Raw genomic sequence first — 23,774 nt, forward strand, 5'->3', positions numbered from 1 at the left:
ACGAATATGCGGCAATAATTTTCGCGCCATTAGATAAAAGTCAGTTTCAACACAAATCAATGCAACAGTTCCCCGCTTGCAGGGGTGCCAGAGGCTTCTGACGGGTTGCCGAAGTGAATCAATCCGCCCTCGTTGAAGTTCTGGACCACATATTCCAACAGGGACCCGAACCGATTGACCACCGAGATGAAGTTCCCGGCGATCAGTCCGTGCGTGAACGGAAGCGCGTAGGCGACGGTCAAGTCTTCATCTTGATCCACAGTGAACACCGGCAGGAACACTTCCTCGTTCAGCCGCCGCGCCAGTTCCCGCTTCTGGTCGATGGACGCCTGCTGCGTCAATGGCAGGTAAGTGCCAATGCGGATGAACTTCCTGTCGGGGATCAGCGATATGCCGTAGCTGATACCATTCTCAGTCCGTAGCCAAATACCGTCCGGCTGGACCTTGTAGGGAACTAAGCCGCTGTCGAGGATGTGGGCTTCAAGGGCGGCGATGGTGATCTCAGCTTCGGTGAAGGTCTTCGTCAAATAGGCTCTCCGGTTCTTGGATGTGTTGGTTTTTTCGCGCAATACCGGGATGACATGCACTACGGCGCCATCCCGGCTGGCGGGTATCAGTCGCCGCCAGTGAAGCAGTTGCACTCGATGGTCGCGCCCTTGGCACCGGTCATCGACCGCTGTACACCCGCTGGACATGTCTTGCTCTTGGGAAACTTGACGGTCTTCGCCAAGTCAGGGTTCTTTGCCTTGAAGTCGGCAGCCGGAACGTCCAGCCGTACAGACACAAGGCTGGAAGCCCCGGCGTCAGCGGTATCCACGGCGGACACCTTGACGCCTCGGAACGCCACGTTGCCCGCACGAATCTGACCGTCAAGGTCTGCCGGTGCAGCAAACGGCATGCATGACTTCATCCAAGACTCGATGACCGGATTGTCCTTGGCCTGTGCGGTAGCTGGTTGGGAACCGCCTTGGGTTGCAAGCGTCGTCGGACCCGCTTTGATGTCGCTGGACTGGACGCACGCCGCATGCATCCCGCTGACCACTGGCGCTTCGCAGACATCATCCACGCGCTTCCGGTACAGATCGATCAGGCACTGTTCAGTGGTGCATTTGTTACGCTGACTGATCCATGCCCGCTGTTCCTTCTTCAAGGACGCCCCGCCATCGCCCAAGTCGGTCGCCAGCATGGCGCTGTAGTTCTCCGTCAGTGCGTCGTCCAGTTTCCCAAGCAGTGAACTGGCACAGATGGTCTTTTCCGCGAAGGTTGATGCTTTCTTGCAGTCAAAAGACGTGGCGTGAGCCAGAGGCGAAACGATCAGCAGTGCCAGAATCAGATGTCGGAATTTCATAGGCTTCCTTGGTCGTCAGTAATCTAATGATGAAAAAACCGCCGATGAACGGCGGTTGCTGCGTGATCTTAGGTGGGTGCCTTACATCGCGGACAGGGCTTGGATGCGGGAATCCGTTACCTTCAGAAGACAGGCGGCGTCCTCACAGGCATTTCGTTCCTTCAGCCAATCCCGCTGCTGCTGTTTCAGTGTTGCGGCATCGGTCGATTTCGCCAGTGCAGTGCGGTACGAGGACGCAAGGCGGCGATCTGCGTCGCCAGTCTCGGGTGCAGAGCAAACCAGCTTCTCGATCTTGGACGATGCCTTGGTGCAATCGAACGACGCGACGATGGCAGGTTGTGCGGTTTGCGCAGCCTGTGTCACCGGGGACGGCGATGCCTCAGCTTGTCCAAGTGGTTTTGCAGGTTCCTCTACCGCTGAAGGCGCAGCACTGCCAGCCGGTGCAGGAACACTGGCGACGCCCTGTGGCAGCGGGCATTGCTTGTTCAGGCTTTCGGACACGGCGATGAAGTTGGGGTACTTCCCCGCCAGCAACGGATTGGACTGGATGGAGAAACCGATCCGCTGCATGTCTTCTTGCGACACCAGCTTCTCGAACTGGTCCATCTTGCAGCCGCACAGGTGTCCGTTCAGGTGCTGGCCGCATTCCTCGACCGCAGCAGTCTTCCAGTCCTTGTCCCACGGACGGTCATTTTTGGACGAGGCAGTGAGGTCAGGTGCGGCATAGGCCAGCATCGTGTATGCCACGATATACGGTCCAAAATCGCCTTCACCCGCCTTCACACCGGCCCGCGTCGTCATCTTCACAATCGGGCCGTTCTGCTTCTCCTCCTTGTCAGCCGGGCTGGACACCAGATAGGTCAGCGTGGTGCTGAACATCGGATCGGTGGGCATCCGGAAACCACGGATGGACGCTTCAGCGATCTTCGCTTCCTTGACCTGTGCCGCTTTCACCAAGTCTTCCTTGGGGAATTCGACCACCAGCTTGCCGGAACACTGGACGTTATGCGACTGGTCGTTTCGCAATGTCTCGGTGATCATCTCGACACGGAACTTGATGCGTTCGCGAGCGATTGCCATTGCCAGATCGGGGACGCCGGTGTCCGCAAGCTGTTCGGCGTAGTTGTCTGTGATGATTTCCTTCACATCCTTCGACGCGCAGTCCAGCTTGGCAGCCCCACCGAACACACCTGCGAGTAGGGCCGATGGACTGCGGGATGAACCCTCATCGGCAATCTGACCGTCTTCGTCATTGAGTCCATTGGTCGCGATCAGCAGACCGAAGACGACGACGGCATAGAGGACCGCCAAGGCAAGACCCGCCAGTACCGGCTTCACCAGCGACTTCTTCGCGTAGGTCTTCCCGAAGCCGTCCTTCACATAGCTGACCTGCTTGCGACCCGAGGCCACGTACCAGATAAAGAAGTAGATCAGCCCACCGATGTTGATGAACCCGCGAACGGTATCGGTGTCACCACCAGCCTTGGCTGCAAGGAAAACCGCAGCAGCCATCGCAGCCAAGATGAGCAAGCTGACATAAAACCAAGCCTTCGAAGCGGATGCCCGTTCTGGCTGCCCTAGAGAATTCCAGTTCGATGCGTTGAGGTATGAACCGAAGGCCGGGGTAAACATAACGCTGAGACCGGCGACGGTCGATGGATTCCAGATTGGCTGGTTTTGGGTGTTCTGCATGTAGATTCCCCCTCAATGTTGTGCTTCTTCTTCATAGACGCGCCCGAATACTACCAAATCGGTAGTATTCGGGGCGAGCCAAAACCCGACGATTCTTGTCTTCAGCCACTTGAAGGCACGCATGTCGGTATTTGCTCGACGACTCAAAGCAGCACGCCTACGCACCGGACTATCTCAGGAACGTCTCGGCATCGAGGCCGGACTTGATCCGATGTCGGCTAGCGCACGGATGAATCGCTATGAGCAAGGAAAGCGTGTACCCGACGCACCGTTGGTCGAGCGGATTGCCGCCGTACTAGGCGTGCCGGTCGCCTACCTTCACTCAGTCGATGATGACGAAGCCGATCTGCTTCTGAAGTTTCATCGCCTGAACAAGAAACAACGCGCCAAGATCATCGCCTTCATAGACGAAGTGTCGGGTTAGCGAAGCGGGCTTATGAGACAGCCGCCGCTTGCGCGGTTGCCGATTGACGTACCCGCATGACGGCCTGATGGCTGATCTTCATGCCCGACGCGACTTGCGACGATCTGGCCAATCGATCAGTGCGCATGGGACGCCATCGGGTCCAATACCGGTCAGGTCGTTGAATTCTTCTTCTTTGATCTGCTGCGCCAGCCGCGACAGCGTGGACCGGGAACAGCCAGTGGCCGCGATGATGGTGTTCCAGCTATCGCCCCGGCGCAGCATGTTCATGATGGCGGCGTTCCGCTGGACATCCGGCTTGCGACCCTTGTAGCCGCCTTCGGCCTTCAGCTTCTCGATCCCCTGCTTCTGCCTGCGACGCCGGTCCTCGTAGTCCTTGCGGGCGATTGCGGCGAGGACATCAAGCATCATGGCGTTGAGAGCGTCCATCATCCGCCCTGTGATGTCGTCCGCGTTGGTCGTCATCATCCATGAAGTTGGCAGGTCAAGGGCAACCACCCGGACCCGGCGCGATTGCAGTTCGCCCTTCAACCGTTGCCAGTCATCGTTGTTAAGTCTCGACAACCGATCCACCTGCTCGCATAAAAGTAGGTCCCCTTCGTGGCAATCGGCAAGCAGACGGAACAACTCAGGTCGGTGAAGCGAAGCCCCGGACTCGTTCTCCATGTAGAACGACGCGATCTGTAGTCCCCGTTCCTTGGCGAACTCAATCAGGTCTGACCGCGCACGATTCGCGTCCTGATCTTTGGTGGATGCACGAAGGTACGCTCTGACGTACATAACCACCTCATCGGTCTGTTTAGGATGGTTCGCATATTAATAGTTCGATTAGGGTGGTGTCAAGCCGTATATCGAACCAATCGAGAACCAGTTCGCCTGACCTATACCCATTTGGGACCAGTCGGTCACATATCTCCCGACCTGCGGTCGTGCGCTTCGCGAACACGTTGACTTGCTACCTGCGGACCGGACGGACACGGCGTACCCTCTCATCTCCAATAGCCACAAAAAAGAGAAAAATCAGTTTCTATCCGGTCTCTTTTTCGAACCCGACCTTTGGACAGCTGGACACCCCTATAGGGGTGTGTCCGTGTCTGTCCGCAATTGGTCACTGGTTTCGTCCTTGTGGACAAGCTGGTCATTCATGTTTGTCCGCTTGTCCGCGAAGTCCTATCTTTTAGGCCAGTAGTTGTTGCCGTGCTTGCCAACGCGATTTGCACGCAACAGTTGGTCAACTGCACGGGTGAACGCCTTGCGCTGCGAATCAGCGGTACCCGTACTGATACCTGCGTCGATGGCAGCAGTTTTCCACTTATCTACGTGAACCACGAGGTCGGGACCGAACATGCCCTCAGCCGTCAGCAATTCGGAGTCAGGCGGAACACCGTTGACGTCGGTAATGTCTTTCAGCACGCGAAGACACGCAATCGCAGGTTTTGTCAGCTTCTCACCAGTGGCTTTCTTGTTCGTCTGCACATCGAGAGGAACCAAAGCACCGGCGCTCTCACCGCCGCCTAAAGACATGCCCTCGACCTCAAAGTGAAATTCGAAGTCCTCGGGACCATCCTTCATCTTGGTGCATTGCAGAACACGAAGACCGCTAGCGCGCTTATCCACGCGGTATTCGTGGTCCATAGCAGCTTTCAAGGCCGAAGCACCCCGTGCTCTATCTTTATCGCTGTTCCCGGAGTGGTGAACCAGCACGACCGACGCATTGAGCGGGATGCGCAGATGCGTATCAATATTGCTCATCAGGCGATTCACGTCGGTGTTGCTGTTCTCGTCCCCATTGCCGAAGCTACGGGCTAACGTGTCGATGATGATCATGCACGGCTTGTCAGCCGAGACCAGCCCAGTGATTGTTTTCGAAAGATCGCGAGCACTATCTTGGTCAGAAAGCGGGACAGGGTGCTTCAACAGATGAAAGGGCTTACCTTCTAAAGAGACGCCGTTGGTCTTCTCCCAGACCTTCAATCTGCGACGGAAGCCGTTGAGTCCTTCGCCGATAATATAGAAGACCGGAACGGGTTCCACTTCTTGACCATGCCAGTCGGTGCCGGTCGCCACGCAACAAGCCCAATCCATAGCGACGAAGCTTTTCCCGCTGCCGGATGCACCGAACAACATGCACGTCGTGCTCTGTTCCAAGACGCCATCGATCAGCCACTCGGTTGTGGTGGTTTCGGCCATGAAGTCCGTAGCACGGACGAATTCATATTTGCGCGAACTGTCCGTCGAGACTTCGTGTGCGGTCTGGGCACCCGTTCCGGCATTGCGACCGGACAGGGCCTTCTCGATGGTCATCTGCCCATAGGTCTTGCCATCACTGGAATGCGATTTGCCCCATTTCTCAGGTCGGAATAGCGCCGATACCTGAAACAGACGATCCAACTGCCCACTGTCCTGAGTGAAGCGGGCCAGCATGTTCGCAAGCGCCAATTCCGCTTCAGACTGGCTTTGGTAGTCGGAAAAATCGCCGTCATCGAACAACTTTCGGAACCGATCACCGCTACCGGCCTGCGCCGCTTTTGCCAGAATGATGGCATCGTCCAGCATTTTCGCGACGCCGCTGTCGGTCTTCTGCGCCACGTCCACGTCTGCCGCCGTCGATTTATGGAAATGTGTTTGGTACAGCCATTCGAGGGCTTTCGGCTGGTGCGTGATGTCGGCCCCGTCGCTGAGTTCATGGCCCGTGACCGTAAAGTAACGACTGCTACCTTCACCGTAGCATTCAAAGTTCTTGTGCAGGGTGCCCTTGCCGAAGCGGCCAAACGTGCCACAGGTCAGAATGTGGAGGCCGTCGCCACCCGGCGACTTTTCCACGTATGCCCCTTGGAACTGCGCAACGATCTCAGTCGCCAGCGGCGTCAGTTCGCCGGATGCGTCGATAACGTGGTCAAGGTCAACGCCTACCAGATCACCCCGAAGATTGATACCGATGCCATCGAACTCGCCAGCTTCATAGGCGGCACGCACCTGGTCGAAAGTCGCCCACGTTGCCGGATCATCGGGCTTGGCGTATCCACCGTTGATTTGGAACAACGGCTTCGTCCACTTGTTTTTCTCTGTTAGCTCGTAACGCCACAGAACCCAATGCGGATGATTCTTGATGCTGGCCGGGATGCCGTCGAAATTTACCGGCAGGACTTCAGGCTTTTGGGGTGCGAGGAGAGCCGACATCATTGCACCTCGCCGATCAGTTTGCTCGATACAAGCGCACGCAGCGGAAGCGGCACGCCCACTTGGCCGAAGACGTCTTGCAGGGACTGAGAGAAAATTACATTCGATTTCTGTTGAAAAGACATTGAGAATTTCGCGGACTTGCCGCGCCTATACATCAGCACCCCGAACGGACGAACGTTCACCCGCAAGGCGCATAGGCTGCGCGGATTGCGTGCGAACACCGAGAACTGCGGGGTGCTGGCGGAACTAATTAGGCTTCCGCACAGGGCTTCAAGGGACGGCAAAACGCCGTTCGATGGTCGTGCAAGCACGACATCAGCCAAGTTCGGGAACCGCCAAGGATTCATATAGACGCGCACCAAGAACGGTGCCGCGTTGCGAGTATTCGGCCAACAAACACCGAAATTCGCTCAGGGGAGTGGTCTTCTTAGGACCTTGCATGTCTGGCAAGCGGATGCTCACCGAACAAGAAATAGCATTATACAGATCGTTGCCGATAGCGTCAATATTTGATTGACGGGCTGCGCTTTTTATGGCTGGATTCTTTGCGGTGTATCACCGCGCCAACACATCTCGCGATTGCAATCGCCGAAGCTTGATGTCGCCGCACGCTTGCTCATGTACTGCCAGATGCTGTGATCGAAGTGAGCGCGGTCGATGCCGAGGATGTCAGCGGCAGCGTTAATCACAGCTTGGTCTGCCTCGTAGTTTCCGCTAGTCAAGCCAGCCAGCCGAAGGAAATTGCGAAGATGCCTGTCAATGGCACTGGTCGATGCCCCGACCAAGATTTTGAAGTAGTCCACCGTCTTCGGTCCGATGCCATTGATGGATCGGAGGTTTTGCAGGTTGACGGCGACAGAGAGCCAGTCACGTAGGTCCGCCTCAGTTTCAACGTTCTCAGCGGCAAACAAGCGAAGCACGTGCAAGAAGCGATCGGCACGGTTTCTGCCGTGCCAATCAAGGAACCCCATTGCGTCGGTGACTGCCAGCAGCGCAAGAACCGCGCTGGTCGTCCGCACTTCAGGGTATTCGGCCAAGATTCGGTTCACACGCGGCTTCACATTGCGTTTGTAGTTATTGTTGGCTTGAAGGACAGCATCCGCAACGGTCGCGCCAATGTGGTTGTAGTTGCAGTCCATGTTCTCTGAGACCACAAAGTCTGGGAGGGACCGGACGAACTGAGCAAGCCTTTCGGGATCGGACAGTGGCATAGCGTTCTCACTTTGGTTGATCGCTGATTTGAATCTGGCGCCTTCTGATTTACTCGTCCGACGATATATGATCAATCCAGCACCCAGTCATCCTCGTTGTGACATCTCGACCCACTACCGGTCGTCATGACCTCATCTTAATAGGTTGTGGCAACACCATTCATTGTTATCCGTGCGGGGGCCGTCCATTTGGAGGATGTCATTAAAAAGGCAACCTTCCTAACATGAACAGGCTGGCCAACCTAGAGGATTCCTGAGATGGTCAAGTTCCTGATTGTTGTCGGCATAATGTTCATCGTGATCTTGTCACTCACGCGGGGATTTGCCTCGGACGCCAAATCGGTCGGGCCATGGTTTAAATACAGCTTCCTTGCCGCAGTTGCACTCGGGATTCTTGGAGCGATCACAGGTAAAGACGAATCGCCGTCCGCTGAATCCGTCGCCGCCAGCCCGTCCCCTACCACAAGCAGCTACCGGGATAGCCAGCCGGATAGCAAGACCGTCTATCTTCAAAACTACCGACATAAGGGCGACACGGTCGCAATTCGTTGCTACCAAAGCGGCAACCAAGTTAAATGCGAAGCGGCAAAGTGACCCTTTCGGCATACACCCACTACAAGATGTTAGTGGGCATTTACATTTTTTCGGAAGCCCATGGACATCTTCAACTTCTTGCGAGAGCAAAGTTCCACACCTAGCCCAACGGATGAGTTGCTTTATGAATTTGTCGCCATCGAATTGAGTAATTCAATCGTCAAGCAGGGCCTGTGGACCAAGGCGCTGTCTGACAGCAACTGGGACCACCCTTCGGCAAAGGCGCTATATGTAAAAATGCGCATCACGCAGCTAAGGGGTGAAATCCTTGCCGAAACCCGTCAGCGAATGGCCGTCTTAGTCGATCCGGTGAGTGAGGCGAGGGAGTTTGGCCTCACTGACGAAGATGTGGAATATCTCGGGAAGCCAATTAAGGCAATCCGCTACGTTGAAAAATACTGCATCACTAAGGACAATCTTGCCAAAGCTATTGGCTGCGGAAAAATTCGCGCCGTACTCTGCCGCGAGGTCTTGTGGGTCGAAGACCGCGTAATGGGGTAAGGATTGTCCCCTTATATCGAAGCCGGGCGTGTTGCTGTGTAAGCCTGCCGCAAACGCGACAACGTGGGCCGTGAACATCGGGTCCTGGCGGTATTGCGCAGGATGCCCGGCTTGCCGGTACGCTCTACGTATTCACCACTGCCAACACGCTGGCCCGCGAGATGCCGTAGTCGCGTGCCAAGGCACTGACCGTCTCACCCGCCGCATACTTGATCTTCATCTCTTCACGTTGCGCTGGCGTGGTCTTGGATGGTCGGCCAAGGGTTTTGCCTTCAGCCCGCGCACGTGCCAGACCTGATTGGGTCCGTTCCACCAACATGTCCCTTTCCATCGACGCCACTGCCGCCAACATTGTGACCATCAGTTTTCCAGCAGATGACCCAAGGTCCATTTTCCCAAGCTGAAGGACGATGACTTCGATCTTGCGTTCGGCCAAGGTCCGCACTGTCCGTAACACGTCTTCGGCATCGCGGCCAAGCCTATCGAGACGTGAGACAACGAGCGTCTCGTTGTCCCGAATCTTGTCCAACATGGCGACGAACTGTGGGCGTTGGGTTGCATGGGCCTTGCCGCTAATACCTTCATCGGTGAACCAGTAGTCCACCTTGAAGCCAGCCGCTTCGATTTCGAGCCGCTGGTTCTCGGTTGTCTGGTCCTTGGTGCTCACCCTGCCGTACCCGAAGATCGCCATCGTGCCCCGCCAAGTGTTGGAAAAGGGCGTCAGAATATCATCCGCCGTTAGAAACGGTCAACCCTATTTTTCCAACAGTCTTATTGGCAGCGTTCGTCCCCTGTCAGGAAACGGTCGATTGGTAACAGCGAGTAGCGGCAATCTTGCTCGACTCGTGGGGGCGATTCCCCGAAAGTGTGTCCGAAACGTTGCAGTGGGCAGGCATAATGCTGAACCTTGCCAAATGTTTCCGCACACAAGAATGACGGCCCTCGAACAGCTTCTGGACACCTTCCGTACCGCCGCAGTCACCGAACGCGAGAAGGGAACCTACTTCGAAGAGTTGATCGTCTGCTACCTGCGCAACGAAGCCACGTACCGCGACCTGTACAGCGATGTGTGGACTTATGCGGAATGGGCGGACTTGCAGGGCCTGGACAAGCGAGACGCCGGTATCGACCTCGTGGCGAAAACACAGGGCACCGGTGAATACCACGCCATCCAGTGCAAGCTGTACGCACCGGACTATAAGGTCCAGAAAGGCGACATCGACAGCTTCTTTACGGCGTCCGGCAAGAAGCCCTTCTCGCGTCGAATAATCGTCGCCACGACGAATCATTGGAGTGACCACGCCGAAGACGCCCTCTATGACCAGCAGCCTCCTGTCAGCAAGATCGACCTAACGGCCCTCGAAGAGAGTCAGATCGACTGGTCGCGGTACAAGCCAAAGGCCGCGCCTGTAATCAAGGCAAAGAAGCGACTGCGGGACCACCAGACCAATGCGCTGAACGCAGCCGTTCACGGTCTGGCAAATGCCGACCGGGGCAAGCTGATCATGGCTTGTGGAACCGGGAAGACCTTTACCAGCTTGAAGATCGCGGAATCGCTGGCTGGTGCTGGCAAGCGGGTCTTGTTCCTTGTCCCAAGCCTTTCCCTGCTGTCGCAGACCTTGACCGAGTGGACACAGGAAAGCGAGACACCACTGCACAGCTTTGCCGTCTGTTCTGACAGCGACGTGGGCAAGAAGCGCAAGAAGGAGGACGACGCTGTTCAAACCTTCGTCCATGAACTGCGGTATCCGGCCACAACCGACGCGGCCCGGCTGGCGGCGGAGATGGCGAAGCGGCATGACGCGTCGCACATGAGTGTCGTCTTCTCGACCTACCACTCCATCGACGTAATCAGTCGCGCCCAAAAGGAATTCCGGCTGGCGGACTTCGACCTGGTCGTCTGCGATGAAGCCCACCGCACGACCGGTGCCACGTTTGGCGACGATGACGAAAGCACCTTCGTCCGGGTCCACGATGCCGACTACATCCGCTCTGCCAAGCGCCTGTACATGACCGCAACGCCCCGCATCTATGGCGATTCGGCCAAGGCCACGGCTGAACGTGACAACGTCGCGCTCTGCTCGATGGACGACAAGGCGCTATACGGTGAAGAACTGTTCGTCATCACCTTCTCCGAAGCCGTCAAGCGCGAATTGCTGGTCGATTACAAGGTGATCGTGCTGGCAGTCGAGGAAGCGCACGTCAGCCGCCGCCTGCAAGACCTGCTACGTGACGACAACAACCAGTTGAAGGTTGACGATGCAGCCCGAATCGTCGGCTGCTGGAAGGCGCTTTCGAAGCAGGACCTGACCGGCGACTTGGTAGGCGACGACGCCGCCATGAAACGCGCCGTGGCCTTCTGTCAAGTCATCGAGGTTTCGAAAGGGGCCAAGACGCATAAGGTCAGTTCGAAGCAGATCGCCGGGATGTTCCAAGCTGTAGTCGAGGCGTATCAGGAAAGCGAGGCAACAGAGGAATTCGAACAAGCTGCCCGGCTTCGGTGCGAAGCTGAACACGTGGACGGCGGCATGAATGCCAGTGAGAAGGAAGCGAAGCTGGCATGGCTGAAATCCGAGACACCCGAGAACACCTGCCGTATTCTCAGCAACGTTCGCTGCCTATCGGAAGGAGTTGACGTTCCGGCACTGGATGCCGTGCTGTTCCTGACGCCCCGCAATTCGCAGGTGGACGTAGTGCAGTCCGTCGGTCGGGTCATGCGCATTGCGCCCGGCAAGAAGCGCGGGTATGTGGTGTTGCCAGTGGTGATTCCGGCTGGCGTCGAACCGCATGAAGCCCTGAACGACAACAAGACCTATGCCGTCGTGTGGCAGGTCTTGCAGGCGCTGCGTTCGCACGATGACCGCTTCGACGCAATGGTGAACAAACTGGACCTGATTGGCAAGGACACCAGCAAGATGGAAGTCATCGCCATCACGGACAAAATCCAGAAGAAGCAGGAAAAGACGAAGGGCACCAAGAATAAGGACGTCGGGCGCGATGAGTTCAACATTGGCGAGAAGACGAAACGGCGTCCTAAGCAGGAACAGCAGCAACAGCACGAAATGCAGTTCGAGATCGGTGAGATCGAGAAGGCCATCTACGCCAAGCTGGTCCAGAAGGTCGGCAACCGGCACCATTGGGAAGATTGGGCCAACGACATCGCCAAGATCGCCCGCACCCACATCGACCGCATCACCGGAATCATCGAGAACCCGGCCAATGCCAAGGAACGGGAGGCCTTCCATGCCTTCGCCCATGAACTGCGCGATGACCTGAACGGCAGCATCACGGATGGTGAAATCGTAGAGATGCTGGCGCAGCATCTCATCACCAAGCCGGTGTTTGATGCGCTGTTCCAAGACTACAGCTTCGCCCAGCACAATCCGATGTCCCTTGCCATGCAGAACGTGCTGGACGTACTCCATGAACACCGGCTGGACAAGGAAGCCGACACGCTGGAAAAGTTCTACGCCAGTGTGAAGCTGCGTGCCGAAGGTATCGACAACGCGGCAGGCAAGCAGAAGATCGTCGTTGAGTTGTACGACAAATTCTTCCGCAATGCCTTCCCAAAGATGACCGAACGGTTGGGCATCGTCTACACGCCGGTCGAACTGGTGGACTTCGTCATCCACAGTGTCGCCCACATCCTGCAAGCCGAGTTTGGTCAGACGCTTGGCAGCAAGGGGGTGCACATCATCGACCCGTTCGTAGGTACGGGCACGTTCGTGACCCGACTGCTACAAAGTGGACTGATCAAGCCTGAAGAACTACCGCACAAGTACAAGCACGAAATCCATGCCAATGAGATCGTGCTGCTGGCCTACTACATCGCCGCCATCAACATTGAGGCGGTGTACCACGGCATTGTCGGCGGCAAGTATCAGCCATTTGAGGGCATTTGCCTTGCGGATACCTTCCAGTTGTACGAGAAGGAAGACATGGTGGATGCTTTGCTGGCGAACAACAGCGCCCGCCGCCGGCGCCAGAAGAAGTTGGATATTCGAGTGATCATTGGCAATCCGCCATACTCGGCGGGTCAAGAGAGCGTCAACGACAATAACCAGAATGTAGTGTATCCACATCTTGACAGTCGAATTCGTGGCACTTACGCCACACGCTCTACCGCCACCAATAAAAATGCGCTGTATGACAGCTACATCCGCGCCATTCGCTGGGCCAGCGACAGAATCGGCAACAGCGGAGTGATCGGATTTGTCACCAATGCGGGATTTCTTGATTCCACCTCTTCTGACGGTCTGCGAAAGTGTTTGGCAGATGAATTTTCCAGCATCTACGTATTCCATTTGCGCGGCAACCAGCGCACATCGGGAGCATTGTCGCGCAAAGAGGGCGGCAAGATTTTCGGCAGCGGCAGCCGTGCTCCGATTGCAATCTCTGTGTTGGTAAAGAATCCCAACGCCGATCGACACGGCCAAATATTCTTTCACGACATCGGTGACTACCTGAGCCGGGAGCAGAAGCTGGAAAAGATCGGCACTTTTGCCAGCATTGATGGGATTACGCAACATGGTGGCTGGCAGGCCATCAACCCTGACCAGCATGGCGACTGGCTTCACCAGCGCGATGATCGTTTTGGCGAATATATTGTGCTGGGCGGCAAGGATGGCAGGGCAAATCAGACTCTTTTCGAAAGCTATTCTCGTGGCGTTGCAACGAGCCGCGATGCGTGGTGCTACAACGCCTCTGCAAGCGCCGTGGCGGCCAATATGAAGAGAATGATTGACTTCTACAACAGCGAACTGGACCGCTTTAATAAGTCTTTTCCTGGGTTGGACAAGAAGGCACGAGAAAGCGAGGTCGATGAGTTTGTCAACACTGATTCCACTCAGATCAGTTGGGCTGTAAATCTAAAACAGGAACTCGCCAGAGGTCGGCGTTTTGATTTTGAACAGAACAGCATGACGCCGAGCTTGTACCGCCCATTCACAAAGCAGTGGCTTTACTACAACCGCCGCTTCAATGAAAGGGTCTACCAGATGCCACGTATATTCCCGAGCGCGAAGGTCGCGAATCGGGCGATCATGGTCAAAGGCAACTGGGCGACCGATGATGGTCAAATAGCATTGATGATAGATACAGTTGCGTGCCTGCAACCTGATGGCGGTGCTCAATGTTTTCCGCTGTATCTGTACGATGAGCCGGAAGCCGGTGAAGCGGACCCGCAGGCCGGCTTGTTTGCATCGCCGGCCAAGGATGGAAGAACACGCCGCGATGCCCTTACTGACGATGGATTGGCCCATTTTCACGCAGCCTATCCGACCGAAAAAATCAGCAAAGAAGATGTGTTCTATTACGTCTATGGCTTGCTGCACTCGCCGGACTATCTCGAACGTTATGCCGATAACCTCAGCAAGGAACTTCCGCGCATTCCTTGTGTGAATGCCCCCGGCGACTTCTGGGCATTCTCCGAGGCTGGACGCAAGCTGGCAGACCTGCACCTGAACTACGAAACGGTAGAGAAGTACCCGCTTAGCATCGTCGGCGGCGGGCTGCTGCTAGCTGATGCCGACTACTGCGTCGAGAAGATGCGATACGGCAAGAAAGGCAAAGACAAGGACCTGACCACGCTGCACTACAACGACAAGATCACCCTGACCGGCATCCCGCTGGAAGCATATGACTACGTCGTGAACGGCAAACCGGCGCTGGATTGGGTAATAGATCGCCAGCAGGTGAGGACCGAAAAAGACAGCGGCATATTGAATGACGCCAACGATTGGGCTGTGGAAACAATGGGCAACCCGCGTTACCCGCTGGAACTGTTCCAGCGGGTGGTCACGGTCAGCCTAGAAACGATGAAGATCGTCCGTTCGCTACCGCGTCTCGCCATCCAACAACCGATCCAGCAGGAAGGCACATCGCTGCAACTCCCGAATAACAAGGTGCGGGTAGCCTGAATTCACACGTTATCCAGTTTGGCACATGAGGCGGCCCACAAGGAAACTTGTGAGCCGCTTTTTTCCTGAGATCAGCATGGAAGGACTAACGGAAGAATGGACTCACCGTTGAATGCGCTTGTAGAAGCTGTAGCCTTGCGCATTTCGCACAAAGATATTCCCACCCCGGCTTAATGAAAAATCATCGTTTTCGACATAAACATCATAGTGATCGCCATCAGTCTCTAGGACGATGTTTCCGGCCTGATTGCTTGTGATTATTTCGAGGTCGCGTCGATACCACTGGTTATAATCAATGTATTTACTTGGCGAACAACCTAGCACGGTTAGTTTTGGCCTCAGAAAATCGAGGAAGTCATAAGACCGATCTGAATGTCGTCCGTGGTGGGGTGCCAAGAGAAACGAGCAATTCTGACGGAGATCGGCATTTGTCTGCATGACATAGTTCCACGAAGCATCGTGGGCATCGCCCGGAAATACCATATTTCCGGCGGTGCTATTGTATTGCAGCACGTAAGAGGATTCGTTTATGTCGTCATTCTCATTTGGATCGCTGAGAAGCTCGTTGGACGGGGCCAAGATATAAAGGGCATCTGCTGCCTTGCCTTCAGCATCTTCTTTGCTTGCATACGGGAATCTATCGCCCGCGATCTTTTTCAACACCGTGACATCAGTGATGCGGCCATTGATCAAATCATCGTAGACTTGCCAGTCCGCCTCACTGTACCGAAAAAAATTATCAAAGTCAGGTTTCTGACGGCGCGCTCCGGTATCCCAGAAGTTGTGGAACCCTACTTCGCGCTTCAGTTTTTCCAGCCCGTCCATATGGTCCATATCGGGGTGGGTAATGATGAAGCGCCATAACTGCCCGATCCCAAATGTACGCATGTAGTTAATGGGGTTCGATGGACGTTCACACATTCGAAAATTTCCGCCGCCGTTGCTGGCATTAAAAAGACCTCCAAGCAGGCCGGTGGCGCGGGTTTCTAATTCAGCCGCCCTCTGGCGCACATCAAGGTTGCCACAACAAATATCAATGCCCGTCACTCGACCAGAGTTATGCTCTATGAGCGTACAGTCCCCCGGTGAAACGTTAATTATATGAACTTTCGCCATTTTTGTTTTCAGTGACGGTTGATGCGGAACGTGACTTTTCGATCCCCCAAACTGCGTGAGCAACTCCTTCGATTTTTGCTACAAACTTGTCGACATTCAGTCCGGCAACAAATGCGAGGGCATAGAATCCGATTTCGCTTGCATTATCCTTTGTATTCGATTCGAGTACCAGTAAACCGGCCTTAAGAAAGAGAAAGCTGGCACCGCCGCAGATAAAGCTGGCAACAGGGCGAAGGAAATACCACGTGTGCCAGTCTGTATCCCAACTTTTTCTTACGCAACGATTCAGGTATACCGCCCGCACGCAATACAAGCACCCTCCGATGCATGCCGTAGCGCAGCAGGTAAGCGCAACGCGCAGCGGTTCGTAGTCGTGGGGTAATGCGCCTAGAAACATAGCGCCCACGCCTGCACCGCAAGCGGCGCATAGGACCAGCAAATAGCAGATGATCAGATAGAACACCGTAACCTCACTGTTTTCGGCGGAACTTGTTCAGCCCTTCAATGTGACGTATTGTCGCAGCATTTTCTGACAGGAGGTCAAGGCAGGGCTGACCCAGTGATCACTGGGCCTTCACAGTCCCAGCAAACAACGGTTCGGCAATGTCAAAGCCGCGTAGCTGTTCCAGCCATCGAATCGGGATACCGGAGAGACCGAACTTGATGCCTGCGATTCCCGCTACCACAGACGCAGTCGTGTCCGTGTCGTGGCCCAGCATGATGGCGGTCCTGACCACATCCTGGAACGATTCTTCTTCCAGTGCCTTGCGGGCAGACCAGATTGTGTCCACAACGTAGCCGGACCCACGCGGATGGTCGATCTTCGGGAAGCTGCGCAGGACATCCAGTTCACGCAAAAACGCCTTCCGTTCTCGCTCACCCGGCCAGTCTTGGTAAATCTCATCCAGACGGCTGTCTGCCCATGACCACGGATCGGGAAGCTTGCACAAGTAGCCCCTTGCCACCAGACAGTAGAACGCACAGGCAACCAGTGACCGGGGGTGGGCGTGCGTTGGCAGGGACTGTAGGTGTGCATCCCTGACCAGTGCTTCGTCGCCAGCGGCATGCCACAAGGCAAGCGGCAGTACACGCATCAAGCTTCCGTTCCCGTTGTCCCTTTCGGATTCACCACCAGATTCATGCGGCGACACCCCATCGCGCAGATAGCCCAATGCCTCAGCGGTCTGGATGCCAACGTCAAAGACATGACCGTCCACCGCCATATAGCCATCGTCCAGCCATTGCAGCAGCCGGTCCGCGAAGTCGGTTAGTGAAAGTCTTCCGCAGTCCATCAGGCTGGCAAGCAGGCAGAGGGCTTGTGCACCATCGTCGGACCATGTACCCGGTGGTACGCCCGCATGGGACCGTCCAAAACCAATGGGTGGCACCATATCGATCTGGTGGCGGTCCGGTAGGTCCTCTGGCGCATTGAATTCATACGGGACACCAACAGCGTCGCCGACCAGTAAGCCAACCAGTCCACCAATCACCGGATTGGAACCATAGTCCAGCAGCAATGCGGCGAAACCATTCTTCTGGCTGTCTTTGTCCGTCAAATGCGATCTCCGTAATGGTGATGATTGTCCGCCAGTGGAAGCGACTGTCGCGACCAATTGTGACATTGGTTCAGACTGGACCAGTGCCGACCAACGGTTGCCGGTCCAACGGTCACGCGACTGTGACGACCATTGGGACATACACAAACGGCCCACGCTGACAATGGTTTACAGCCCCGCACTGCGAATGTCCTGCTTTGACTGTGACCATTGCCCTATGGCTGCCGCGATGATGGATCATCAACCGTAGCAGTGACGACCGTTGAAATGCTGGTATTTGGCCAACCGGTACATCGACGGGCATCAGCTATTCGTCAAGCTCGTCCGCCGTCTTCGAATTGAAGTCGGCGGTGACAATCAAGGCCGAGCGGTAACGAGGTTTTGTGATGACAAGATAACATGACCGAAGCATTCCGGTAGATGCCATCGTTAGCAGAGACTGAAATTCACTTGGGGATAGGTCGATAACGGCCTGTAGAACCGGCTTGATAGCAATGATTGCCCCAATCGATGGCCCTTCCCGCTGACCGACGACCGGGTTCGCATTGACATAGACCATGATGGAAAACTGCGAAGTTCCTGCTATCGCTTCTGTGAATTCACCCTCGATGTCCATAGTGAGCATGGTCACCCGTTCTGGCGGCAATGACCGAGGTTTGTCGGCACGAACACTCAGACTGGCACGAATCCGTTTGATCTCGCCTGAACGCTGTAGCAATTCGTCGGTCCTTCGTTTCCTACCGGGACGTGACATGGGCGGTCTCCAATGACGAGGGCGTGAACTGGCCTACGGTCGTATTACTGTGACAACCATTGGGGACATATGGAAGCGGACGACAGCAATCGGCACCAGTCGCCATGCTTGTTCGACTGGTCTGCATTGCTGGTCACGGCCATGACCATTGCGGACAGGTCCGCGCCCAAATGGGGGACATTAGTGATTGATGGCGGTGGGCGATCTGGCCGACAAACAGCTATCGCAAATTACAAAACCATCGCGTAAACTTATGGATGGCGCGTTTGGTCAGTACGATTGTTGTCCAAGCCTTGTCCAAACGCTGTCCAATTTGACCAACGAATCTGGTCAAGATCGAAGAAGTCGATCTCCGTAACGCCTTGATTTGCAAACCATTTATACCAACGCCCGTAACCATGCTTGTGATGTGCAAGGCGGTGGACCGGGGCATGGTGATCGGGAATGTGAAGCTGCTGGAGAAGCACGGCGGCAAGTCGGGCGACTGGGTGGCGGCCGCAGGGCAGTGATCGGCCTCGCTGCACCGCCCGAGGAACGGCACGCACCAAACGGCAATCACGGCACCTAGACTAGACATTGCTCTGGGCAGCCGGGAAACGCGCATCGCGCCCGTATGGGCACAATGTCATCGCCTGGCTCCCATCACCTTGCCAAAGGAGAGAGGCAATGCTGACACAGAAGACGAAGGACATCGTGAAAGCCACCGCGCCGGTACTGGCGCAACACGGCTACGACATTATCAAGTGCTTCTATAAGCGCATGTTCGAAGCGCATCCCGAACTGAAGAATGTGTTCAACATGGCGCATCAGGAACGGGGCGAGCAGCAGCAGGCACTGGCGCGGGCGGTCTACGCATATGCGGAGAATATCGAAGACCCGGGCAGCCTGATGGCCGTGCTGAACAACATTGCCAACAAGCACGCGAGCCTGGGCGTCAAACCGGAGCAGTATCCGATCGTCGGCGAGCATTTGCTGGCGGCCATCAAGGAAGTCCTGGGCAGCGCAGCGACCGAGGAAATCATCTCCGCGTGGGCGCAAGCCTATGGCAACCTCGCCGATGTGCTGATGGGCATGGAGAGCGCGCTTTACGAAGGTTCGGCCGAGCAGGCCGGTGGCTGGACCGGGTGGCGATCCTTTGTCGTGCGCGAGAAGCGCCCGGAGAGCGGCGTGATCACCTCCTTCGTCCTTGAACCGGCCGACGGCCAGCCGGTGGCGAACTTCAAGCCCGGCCAATACACCAGCGTTGCAGTCAATGTGCCCGCACTAGGCCTGCAGCAGATCCGCCAATACAGCCTGTCCGACATGCCGAACGGGCGCAGCTATCGGATTTCGGTCAAGCGGGAAGGCGGCGGCACCGAGCCTCCTGGCTATGTTTCCAACCTGCTGCACGATCACGTCAATGTCGGCGATGAGGTAAAGCTGGCCACGCCGTATGGGAGTTTCCATATCGACGTCAACGCCAGGACGCCCATTGTGCTGATCAGCGGCGGCGTGGGGCTGACGCCCATGATCAGCATGCTCAAGACCGCACTGCAAGCGCCGCCGCGGAAAGTCGTTTTCACCCATGGCGCGCGCAATAGTGCAGTGCATGCCATGCGAGACAAGCTGCGCGAGGCGGCGAAGACCTATGAGAACTTCGAGCTCATCGTTTTCTATGACCAGCCCCTGCCGGAGGACGTGCAAGGGCGCGACTACGATTACGCGGGGCTGGTCGACGTCAAGCTGATCGAAAAATCGATTCTGCTGCCCGACGCCGATTACTACATCTGCGGCCCGATTCCCTTCATGCGAATGCAGCATGATGCACTGAAGAATCTTGGTGTCCATGAAGCGCGCATTCATTACGAGGTGTTTGGTCCGGACCTGTTTGCCGAATAGGCCGGCGCGCATTGGCGCATCCGGGGACGACGGACTTGTTGTGTCGCGCCAGGCCACGGCGTCTTGCCGGTCTGTCGTTCCTCGGTAATAAAGGTAACGCCGCATTTCCACATGCACCGCCATGGCGCCTGCGCACGACAATTTGGTATTCAATACGATTGCGGGCCGGCGCATTTCGCGGCCGGCTGCCTCTGCCCGCGGCGAGCCTTGCGGCCACGCGGGGGAAAGGTGAATACCATGAACGGGCGCAAGCTCTGCCAGCTGGCACTGACACTGGCGGCCACGGCTGCGAGCGGCGCCGCCCTTGCCGGGCGGGCCGATATCCACAATGCAGGTTGGCATGACGCGGACACACGCGGCGGCATGATCAAGACGCGTGTCGGCGTGGGCTTCTATTTCGGCCCCAGCATCGTGTTCGGCGGCTACCCGTATTACTACCCTGCCTACCCTGCCCCGTATTACTACCCGGCTCCGGCCGCCACCGTGCCGGTCGAGCCACCTCAATACATCGAGCAGGGACCCAACGGGCCAGTGCCGGCGCCGGGGCCCGAGCGGGCAGTGCCGCAGGACCAGGGCTGGTGGTATCACTGCAACCAGCCGGAAGGCTACTACCCCTACGTGCAATCCTGCCCGGGCGGCTGGCAACGCGTGCCGGCCCAGCCGCCGGCCAACTATTGACAGCGTGGAGCAAAGCATGCGAGTCCTGACCCGCGCCACGCTCGCCGTGGCCACCCTGACCCTCGGCGCCTGCGTCGTGTTGCCTTCGGGCCCGAGCGTGATGGCGTTGCCGGGCACCGGCAAGAGCTTCGACCAGTTCCGCGCCGACGACTACAACTGCCGCCAGTTCGCCTTCGGCCAGGTCGGCGGCGTGAGTTCCTCGCAGGCCGCCAACAACGCGGCCGTAGGCAGTGCTGTGGTAGGCACCGCGCTGGGTGCGGCGGCTGGTGCGGCGTTCGATGGCGGATCGGGCGCGGCGGTTGGCGCTGGCCTGGGCCTGCTGACAGGCGCCGCGGTAGGCGCGGGCAACGCGCAGTACGCGGGTTATGGCACGCAGCGGCAATACGACGCCGCCTATGTGCAGTGCATGTACGCCAGCGGCAACCGCGTGCCGGTACCGGGACGGGTCGCCGCAGCTCCCGCGCCGGCACCGCGGTACTACTATGCGCCGCCCCCGCCGGCCTACTACGTGCCCTACTACTAGGTCAGTTGCGTCCCCACGCCGAGAGCCGGCGCGAGCGGTCGATGACCCAGGCGCAGAACGCCTGCGGGCGTTCGCCCTCGGACAACTCGCGGCATGCCTTGGCGATCTCGGCGTACTGTGTCGCTTCATCGCCGAGGTAGTACCAGCGCAGCCGTTCCATCCACAGCCGGCCCTGCGCGGCATCGCCTGTCAGCGCCAGCAGCCACGCCGTGCGCGCGATCATCGTGGGGGTCGGCAGCAAGTGCACGGCGGCGATATGCGCGGGCAGCAGTTCGGCTGCGTTCTGTGGCGTGATGACGGCCAGCCCTGCGGCATCGGCCTGCGCATGCTGGCGGAACCAGAAGCGCGGCATCGGCAAGGTGTTGCGGGTTTCGCTCGCGGCGTATTCGCGTGCTTCGGCGCGGCGGTAGTCTTGCCACATGGTTGCCAGGATCGCGACGGCAAGCGCCACGAATGCCACGCTCAGGCCCTTTGCCACGCCGGCCGGGACACGCCATGGTCCGACGGCGGCAGGCTCCAGCCAGCCCAGGAGGAAACAGAACGGCAGGAAGAAGTACAGGTAGTGCAGCGGATATTCGAGCATGGAATGCGCGCACAGCATCGCCAGCCATGCCAACATCAGCACGGTCTCGCGACGTTCCCCATTTTCAGCCTGCCAGAGCCGCGCCCGCACCACGCGCCACATCCATGCCGCGAGAATCAGCGCGGCGCCGAGCATGCCGGCGATCCCGGTCTTGGCCAGCAGATCGAGCACTGCGTTATGGGCGTGCAGGGACATCTCCACCTTCACGCCGACCTGAGGCAGCTGCATGAACTGCGCCCACCCGAACTCGCCCCAGCCGACGCCGAGCCATGGATGCGCGCGGAACATCGCCAGCGCATGCGCCCAGAGCGCGCCACGGGCGGACATCTGGTCTTCGGCTTCCAGCTGCGCGATGGTGTCGAACAGGCGCCAGTCAAGCAACTGGCCAGCGGCGCGGATCGCTGGCTGCAGCACCAGCAGCATCACGATCATGGCGACCGCGGCCACCAGCAGTCCGGTCGTGCGCCGCATTGGATCCGCCTCGCGCGGCGTGCCGCGTGCCAGCCATGCTGCCACCAGCGCGTAGACAGCGGCCAGCCCGACATGCAGCACGCCAGTGCGCGATCCGGATAGCACGACACCGCTTTCCAGCAATGCCACGGCGGCCAGCCACATCGGGAAGCGCAGCCTGCCGCGCGATGCCAGCCAGACTGATGCGACCAGCGCGAGACCGTGCACGGTGGCCTGGTGGTTGGGCTGGTTCAGGTTGCCCCAGAGGCGGCGGTTGTCGTCGTAGAAGTAGGTGGAAACGAGACCGAAGGCGCTGCGCTCGAGATGGAAGAGCTGGACCCACTGCGTGACGGTGCCGAGCAGGCCGGCGATCAGGAAGGCGATGGCAAGGGTGTCGCCGGCGTTGAGCGTCTCGGTCTCGGATGCTTGATCGCGGCGGTACGACCACGCGGCGCATGTCACGGCTGCTCCGAGCAACAGGGTCAGGACAGTGAGGGTGGCGCTGCCGGTGATATCAACGTGGCCGAGCGCGGTGCGTGTCAGGCCGACGGCGGCGAGCCAGAGGAACAGCAAGGCTACCCACGGCAGTGGATTCGTCGTGGTTGCCGCTGGTGTGGCGGGCGTGCGAAGCGCCAGGAACGAGACCAGGGCGAGCGCGCAGAATGCGGCGGTCCATTCGCCGTAGAACGTCGCGAGTGGGAGCGTATGCCGGGAGACTAGCAGCGGGAAGACGATTGCTGCGATGAGGGCAGCCGACGGGAGAGTTGTCCGGGACGGCGGCATTGAGGCGCCTGGTTTGGGGAAAGGCGCATGATAGCTTGGGCGCCGGGCAAAGAAAAAGCGCCCGGAGGCGCTTTCTCCTCGTAACACGGTAACTAAGTTAGATCTTAGGCAGATACTGGGCCGCCAAAGTCGAGTTGGCTGTATCGATTGCCCACGTAGCGGCACCAGAACTGAAAGTACCGAGGAGAATAACGGTCTTCCCACCCAAAGCAGGGGGAATATTCCCAGCTGCCGCCTTGTATGTGATAGTAACCGACGCAGTTTGAGGGGTAGCGCCGGCGGCGCGAGCTAAAGTCGAAACTGGTGTACAGGCGGGGAATTTGAGGCGCGGAGTAGAGGGCGGTGGAGCTTTCCGCTGAGAATCTGATTGTCGAGATCGGAAACCAGCACAAGAAAGGTCCACCATGAGCAAGGATAAAGGGAAAGAAGCAGTCGGTCTATCGGAAATCGGGCTTGGGCTCGAGGAGCTGATCAGGCGCGGGGCCCGACGGGTCATCCAGGAGGCGATTGAAGTGGAGCTGGCAGAGCTGCTTGAGCAGTTCAGTAACGTCAAGACGTTGAGCGGGCAGCGTGCCGTGGTTC

General features: G+C 57.5%; 20 protein-coding genes and 2 pseudogenes. 9 read left to right on the forward strand and 13 right to left on the reverse strand.

The features are described from left to right. Positions 1–56: 56 nt before the first annotated feature. From K309_RS0120495 to K309_RS39240, 3 genes are all read right to left on the reverse strand, one after another. Complete coding sequence (locus K309_RS0120495; protein WP_029048162.1) at positions 57–527, reverse strand: YbjN domain-containing protein; 471 nt, start codon at positions 525–527, stop codon at positions 57–59. Between the two features lie 86 nt (positions 528–613). Beyond that, on the reverse strand, positions 614–1,348 hold the full coding sequence (locus K309_RS39235; protein WP_051320526.1) for a lysozyme inhibitor LprI family protein: 735 nt from the start codon (positions 1,346–1,348) through the stop codon (positions 614–616). An 81-nt stretch (positions 1,349–1,429) separates the two neighbouring features. Next, positions 1,430–3,040: a lysozyme inhibitor LprI family protein gene (locus K309_RS39240; protein ID WP_084402476.1), complete on the reverse strand. Its 1,611-nt coding sequence runs from the start codon at positions 3,038–3,040 to the stop codon at positions 1,430–1,432. Positions 3,041–3,161: 121 nt separating this feature from the next. Between K309_RS39240 and K309_RS0120510 the strand changes: the two genes are divergently transcribed. Further along, positions 3,162–3,464 (forward strand): helix-turn-helix domain-containing protein, encoded by a 303-nt coding sequence (locus K309_RS0120510; RefSeq protein WP_029048164.1) that lies wholly within the window; start codon positions 3,162–3,164, stop codon positions 3,462–3,464. A 78-nt stretch (positions 3,465–3,542) separates the two neighbouring features. On the opposite strand, the gene K309_RS36940 is transcribed toward K309_RS0120510, so the two are convergent. From K309_RS36940 to K309_RS0120525, 4 genes are all read right to left on the reverse strand, one after another. Beyond that, positions 3,543–4,244, reverse strand: coding sequence for a recombinase family protein (locus K309_RS36940; protein ID WP_084402477.1), 702 nt, complete (start codon positions 4,242–4,244; stop codon positions 3,543–3,545). A gap of 390 nt (positions 4,245–4,634) precedes the next feature. Then, positions 4,635–6,647: a phage NrS-1 polymerase family protein gene (locus K309_RS0120520; protein ID WP_232232438.1), complete on the reverse strand. Its 2,013-nt coding sequence runs from the start codon at positions 6,645–6,647 to the stop codon at positions 4,635–4,637. Continuing rightward, a complete protein-coding gene (locus tag K309_RS41805) occupies positions 6,644–7,009 on the reverse strand; it encodes a hypothetical protein (protein ID WP_156914405.1) in 366 nt (121 codons plus the stop codon). Before K309_RS41805 ends, K309_RS0120520 begins: the two co-directional genes overlap by 4 nt. Positions 7,010–7,177: 168 nt before the next feature. Next, positions 7,178–7,786 carry a DUF8548 family protein gene (locus K309_RS0120525; RefSeq protein ID WP_156914406.1) on the reverse strand — a complete coding sequence of 203 codons (609 nt, stop codon included), beginning with the start codon at positions 7,784–7,786 and terminating at the stop codon, positions 7,178–7,180. Positions 7,787–8,116: 330 nt separating this feature from the next. Here K309_RS0120525 and K309_RS0120530 point away from each other — a divergent pair, with 330 nt between their 5' ends. Together K309_RS0120530 and K309_RS0120535 are read left to right on the forward strand one after the other, a co-directional pair. Next, on the forward strand, positions 8,117–8,452 hold the full coding sequence (locus K309_RS0120530; protein ID WP_029048167.1) for a hypothetical protein: 336 nt from the start codon (positions 8,117–8,119) through the stop codon (positions 8,450–8,452). 60 nt (positions 8,453–8,512) lie between these two features. Then, positions 8,513–8,953 (forward strand): hypothetical protein, encoded by a 441-nt coding sequence (locus K309_RS0120535; RefSeq protein ID WP_029048168.1) that lies wholly within the window; start codon positions 8,513–8,515, stop codon positions 8,951–8,953. Positions 8,954–9,077: 124 nt separating this feature from the next. Here K309_RS0120535 and K309_RS0120540 read toward each other — a convergent pair whose 3' ends face one another. Continuing rightward, on the reverse strand, positions 9,078–9,644 hold the full coding sequence (locus K309_RS0120540) for a recombinase family protein (protein ID WP_029048169.1): 567 nt from the start codon (positions 9,642–9,644) through the stop codon (positions 9,078–9,080). A 241-nt stretch (positions 9,645–9,885) separates the two neighbouring features. Between K309_RS0120540 and K309_RS0120545 the strand changes: the two genes are divergently transcribed. Further along, complete coding sequence (locus K309_RS0120545; RefSeq protein WP_029048170.1) at positions 9,886–14,871, forward strand: DEAD/DEAH box helicase; 4,986 nt, start codon at positions 9,886–9,888, stop codon at positions 14,869–14,871. A 102-nt stretch (positions 14,872–14,973) separates the two neighbouring features. Here K309_RS0120545 and K309_RS41810 read toward each other — a convergent pair whose 3' ends face one another. The 4 genes from K309_RS41810 to K309_RS0120560 all read right to left on the reverse strand — a co-directional run bounded on the left by K309_RS41810 (position 14,974) and on the right by K309_RS0120560 (position 18,297). Next, positions 14,974–15,987 (reverse strand): ComEC/Rec2 family competence protein, encoded by a 1,014-nt coding sequence (locus K309_RS41810; protein WP_156914407.1) that lies wholly within the window; start codon positions 15,985–15,987, stop codon positions 14,974–14,976. Next, the gene (locus K309_RS40085) at positions 15,965–16,450 is read right to left on the reverse strand and encodes a hypothetical protein (protein WP_084402478.1); all 486 of its coding nucleotides are present in this window, start codon (positions 16,448–16,450) and stop codon (positions 15,965–15,967) included. Before K309_RS40085 ends, K309_RS41810 begins: the two co-directional genes overlap by 23 nt. Positions 16,451–16,550: 100 nt before the next feature. Beyond that, positions 16,551–17,543, reverse strand: coding sequence for an ADP-ribosylglycohydrolase family protein (locus K309_RS0120555; protein WP_232232439.1), 993 nt, complete (start codon positions 17,541–17,543; stop codon positions 16,551–16,553). A 307-nt stretch (positions 17,544–17,850) separates the two neighbouring features. Beyond that, positions 17,851–18,297, reverse strand: a complete 447-nt coding sequence (locus K309_RS0120560) for a hypothetical protein (RefSeq protein ID WP_232232440.1) — start codon at positions 18,295–18,297, stop codon at positions 17,851–17,853. A gap of 392 nt (positions 18,298–18,689) precedes the next feature. Between K309_RS0120560 and moaC the strand changes: the two are divergent. From moaC to K309_RS0120580, 4 genes and pseudogenes are all read left to right on the forward strand, one after another. Beyond that, positions 18,690–18,806, forward strand: a pseudogene (gene moaC / locus K309_RS41815) (cyclic pyranopterin monophosphate synthase MoaC); the annotation flags it as partial. Between the two features lie 157 nt (positions 18,807–18,963). Beyond that, complete coding sequence (gene hmpA / locus K309_RS0120570) at positions 18,964–20,175, forward strand: NO-inducible flavohemoprotein (RefSeq protein ID WP_029048174.1); 1,212 nt, start codon at positions 18,964–18,966, stop codon at positions 20,173–20,175. A 237-nt stretch (positions 20,176–20,412) separates the two neighbouring features. After that, on the forward strand, positions 20,413–20,853 hold the full coding sequence (locus K309_RS0120575; RefSeq protein ID WP_029048175.1) for a hypothetical protein: 441 nt from the start codon (positions 20,413–20,415) through the stop codon (positions 20,851–20,853). A gap of 16 nt (positions 20,854–20,869) precedes the next feature. After that, positions 20,870–21,376, forward strand: a complete 507-nt coding sequence (locus tag K309_RS0120580) for a glycine zipper family protein (RefSeq protein ID WP_029048176.1) — start codon at positions 20,870–20,872, stop codon at positions 21,374–21,376. Between the two features lies 1 nt (position 21,377). On the opposite strand, the gene K309_RS0120585 is transcribed toward K309_RS0120580, so the two are convergent. Then, on the reverse strand, positions 21,378–23,192 hold the full coding sequence (locus K309_RS0120585) for a PglL family O-oligosaccharyltransferase (protein WP_029048177.1): 1,815 nt from the start codon (positions 23,190–23,192) through the stop codon (positions 21,378–21,380). 404 nt (positions 23,193–23,596) lie between these two features. Here K309_RS0120585 and K309_RS41820 point away from each other — a divergent pair. Further along, a pseudogene (locus tag K309_RS41820) lies at positions 23,597–23,774 on the forward strand (IS256 family transposase); the annotation flags it as partial.

This window comes from Cupriavidus phytohabitans (assembly GCF_000426345.1).
In the GTDB taxonomy this organism is placed as follows: Bacteria; Pseudomonadota; Gammaproteobacteria; order Burkholderiales; family Burkholderiaceae; genus Cupriavidus.